The sequence below is a fragment of the Aerococcus sp. L_32 genome, from assembly GCF_050689315.1.
Genome location: NZ_JBOEQF010000190.1, coordinates 1 through 4,025 on the forward strand (window position 1 = coordinate 1; position 4,025 = coordinate 4,025).

The window sequence follows — 4,025 nt, forward strand, 5'->3', positions numbered from 1 at the left end:
GACATATGTTGAAGGCCAAGGTTTTTCAGTTGTGCGTGAGTTCGTGGGTCACGGTATTCAACCAACTATGCACGAAGGACCATCTGTACCGCATTTTGGTGTAGCTGGAAAAGGACAACGTTTACGTGCTGGCATGACGATTACTATTGAACCAATGGTCAACACTGGTAAATGGCAATCAAAAATGGACGCTAATGGTTGGACTGCCCGCACAATTGACGGCGGACGTTCAGCACAGTATGAGCATACCTTAGCCATCACTGAAGATGGCCCAATTATTTTAACGCAACAAAAAGATTAAAGAAATGAATGTAACCATTAAGGGCGGTCATGCAAACTTAATGGTTTTTTCACATAAATAATTATTAAGATTATTTAAATTAAAATGAAGTTAAATTTCATTATGCTATAATATAAATTGGTATAGATTGCTTAAGTTTCACAAGATAAACCAGATATTTCTAGCAAAGAAAACCCAGCAATTTTCCTAATAATTCTCCAGAGGAGCGCTTATGACAAAGCAAGATAATCAAAAAAATCAAGCCCCTAGTCGCCGCGATAATAAAAAAGCGAATTCATTCAATTTAAAGGCCCTTACATCATCAAAATGGTTACCCAAAGAAAAGAAAACCTATTGGATTTTAGGTGCCGCGGCTGTGGTAGTCTTTATATGTGCGATTGCTTTTAAAGTATATGCTGATATTTCAGGATTCGGTTCTGATATTTATGAGGATGTGAATTCAGCGCAACTTCGTGATGCAGATGCCCAATTAAAAAATGGCGAACCAATTACTATTTTACTAACAGGTCTTGATAGCGGGGCGCTTTATTACGAGGATGTTGAGGAGACGCGGACGGATGTAATGATGGTCTTCACCATTAATCCAAAGACCAACGAATCAACTGTCGTATCTATTCCAAGAGATGCCTTAGGGGTCCAAAGTGATACGGATGAATTTGATAAATTAAACCATGCTTATATGAATTATAATGGGATTGAAGGAACAATTAATTCCCTACAACGCTATTTAGATATGCCAATTGATTATTATGTGAATGTCAATATGCAAGGGTTTATGGACGTGATTGATGCCTTGGGTGGTGTCGATATTACGCCAACCTTAACTTTTACACAGAATGGTGTAGAGTTTACAGAAGGTGAAACACGTACGCTATCTGGTTTAGAAGCCATGCAATACGTCCGGATGCGTAAATCGGATCCTGAAGGTGATATTGGCCGTGAAAAACGACAACAACAATTAATCGAAGCGGTAGTAGATAAGGTCATTTCACTTGGGACGATTACCAATTACAATGACATCTTAGATGCTGTAGGTGATGATATTAAAACAAATATTACAGTGGATAATATGTTTGCCTTACAAGCCAAATACCTACCAGCTTTGGATAAATTAAATAAATTAGTGTTTGATGACTATGTTGACCTAAACCTTGATTTTGGTTACTACATGTTAATTCCAGAATTAGAGCGTTTAGAAAATGTAACCATCATGCAAGATAACATCGATTATGAAGCAACTAATTCAGCCATTGTTTACCCTGTAGAGTATGGGGTTGAATCAACCTACTTCCCAGTGTCTGACTTGAATTGGGACGGCGTCTTAACAGATGACGAAATGGCCATTCAACCAGGGGTATATTCAAGGGAAGACTTGAATGAACTAGTCAAATACATATTTGGTTATTCAATTAATGACTACTTAGAATCAACAGGGAACACAGCCTTAATCGATGAAAATGAAAATCAAACAATTCCGACTACTTTAGATGATGAATTGCTAGAACATATAACTGCTGGCTTTGACCCAAGTGGCACTGTGACTGAGGATACAAGTAATGAGTTAGATACTTACGGCGACACAACTACGGGAGAAGACACGGGAACATATGACGATCCATCTACTTATTCGGAAACATCTAATTATACAGATAGCTATAGCAATACTTATAGTGATGAAGCGCCGGCAACATCAGAATCAATGACAGTACCTGAAGAAAGCGTGCCGGAAACGAGTCAAGAAGCACCTGACACTTCAGAAGCGCCGGTTACATTTGAAGAACCTGTGACCGATATGCCTGTTGAAGACAGTACCGTTACAGAATAAATCATAGAATAATAAATAGCATAAAATTTGTAAAAATTTTTATATCTATCTTTGAGGAGGGTTTATATGGCAAATAGAGAAAGTCGCCATCGTAGAAGTCAGGGGGATGCGTATCATGGGGAGCATCCTCGTAAGAAACGTCGTGGATTATTGGGTTGTTTTGGTTGGGTATTGTTAGCCTTTTTAATTATTGGGGGCGGGATTCTTGCATACTCATACTACCGAATCGACCAAACAGGAGACGCGATTTATCAACCAGCGGACGCTGATGGTGCGGATCCGGTAGAAGAAGTTCGTGATGAAAAAGTGACTGTTTCAGATAAAGAGCCAATTTCTATTTTACTCATGGGGATGGACTCAGGGGGGACAAGAACGACTGGTGAGCAAAATACTGACGTCATGATTCTTGTGACCATTAACCCGAATACACAAACTGCTAAAATGGTATCCATTCCACGTGATACTTATATTTCAAGTATTGATTTCAAGATTAACGGTGCTTATGCCATGGCCGGTGGGGCATCTGGTTCAATCAATGCAGTTCAAAACCTATTGAACGTGCCGGTTGACTACTATGCCTTAGTGAATATGACGGGTATGATGAACATCATCGATGCAATTGGTGGGGTATCCTTATACAATGATTTCAGTTTCTCTCAAGATGAATATACCTTCCCAGAAGGTCAAATTACTTTGGAAACAGGTGCTGAAGCCCTAGCATACGTCCGTAACCGTTACGATGATCCAAATGGTGACTATGGCCGTGCTGACCGTCAACGCCAAGTTCTATTAGCCATCTTAGACAAGTATTCTGACGTGTCTAATATTGGGTCTCTAGGTAGCTTATTCGACACCGTTCAAGCCAATGTGGTTACTGACTTAACTGTTTCAGATATGACCCAATTAGCCTTGAACTACCGAGTTGATTCTGAAAATGTTGAATCTACTACTTTAGTAGGTACGGGCGATATGTCGACAGGTATTTACTACAATATCCTATCTGAATCGCAAATTTCAGAAATATCTGCAGAACTTAGAGAACATTTAGAGTTAGATTAGCTTTATGCTTGTGAAAGGGGAGTCGTGTGTATTGCGCGGCTTCTTTTTTTTGGAAAAATTCTGTTTAGTTGGCATTAATAACGTATAATAATGGTAATAGTGATACATGAGGAGGAATTTTAAATGATCGGTGTAATTGGTAGTATTTCAACAGATTTCGTTGTAACGACAAACCGCGTGCCAAAGCAAGGTGAAACGGTTTATGGGCAAGCTTTTGAAACAACTTTTGGTGGTAAAGGGGCCAACCAAGCGGTAGCAGCAGCAAGACTAGGTGGACAAGTGCAAATGTTTGGTTGCGTTGGTAGCGACCAATTTGGACAAGAAACTAAGGCGAATTTGGCGCGAAATGGTGTGGATGTGACAGCTGTTAAAACAATTGAAAATACGACAACAGGTTCAGCTCATATTACTGTTTTTGAAGGGGATAATGCCATCGTTTATGTGCCTGGTGCTAACCAAGAAGTCACCGTTGACTACTTGAAATCAGTGGAAGCGGACTTGTTAGCTTGTACCTATTTCGTGATTCAAAATGAAATCCCTATGCCATCTATTCAGTATTTAATCGATTTGGCAGACACGCATGACATTCAGGTGACTTATGATCCAGCGCCTTTTATTGAAATTGACAAAGGCTATTTAGAGAAAGTAGACTATTTATTGCCAAATGAAACAGAAGCTAAAGCGATGTTTGGTGATTTGGAAACGGATGCATTATTGGGCCAATACCCAGCCCAGTTATTGATTACAATGGGTGGTGATGGGGTCCGTTACCATGATGGAGAAATGGCTGTCCATGTGCCAGCGATTAAAGGGAATGTAGTGGATACAACGGGTGCTGGT

At 39.8% G+C, this 4,025-nt stretch carries 4 protein-coding genes; all 4 read left to right on the forward strand.

Going from position 1 to position 4,025, the window contains the following annotated elements; genetic code table 11:
- Positions 1-301 (forward strand): M24 family metallopeptidase (locus ACRCJ0_RS10130; RefSeq protein ID WP_431390358.1); only part of this gene is annotated, 301 nt, incomplete at its 5' end.
- Positions 302-512: 211 nt separating this feature from the next.
- Positions 513-2,126 (forward strand): LCP family protein, encoded by a 1,614-nt coding sequence (locus ACRCJ0_RS10135; RefSeq protein WP_431387888.1) that lies wholly within the window; start codon positions 513-515, stop codon positions 2,124-2,126.
- 66 nt (positions 2,127-2,192) lie between these two features.
- Positions 2,193-3,185: an LCP family protein gene (locus ACRCJ0_RS10140; protein ID WP_431387887.1), complete on the forward strand. Its 993-nt coding sequence runs from the start codon at positions 2,193-2,195 to the stop codon at positions 3,183-3,185.
- A gap of 123 nt (positions 3,186-3,308) precedes the next feature.
- Positions 3,309-4,025 (forward strand): ribokinase (locus tag ACRCJ0_RS10145; protein WP_431390359.1); only part of this gene is annotated, 717 nt, incomplete at its 3' end.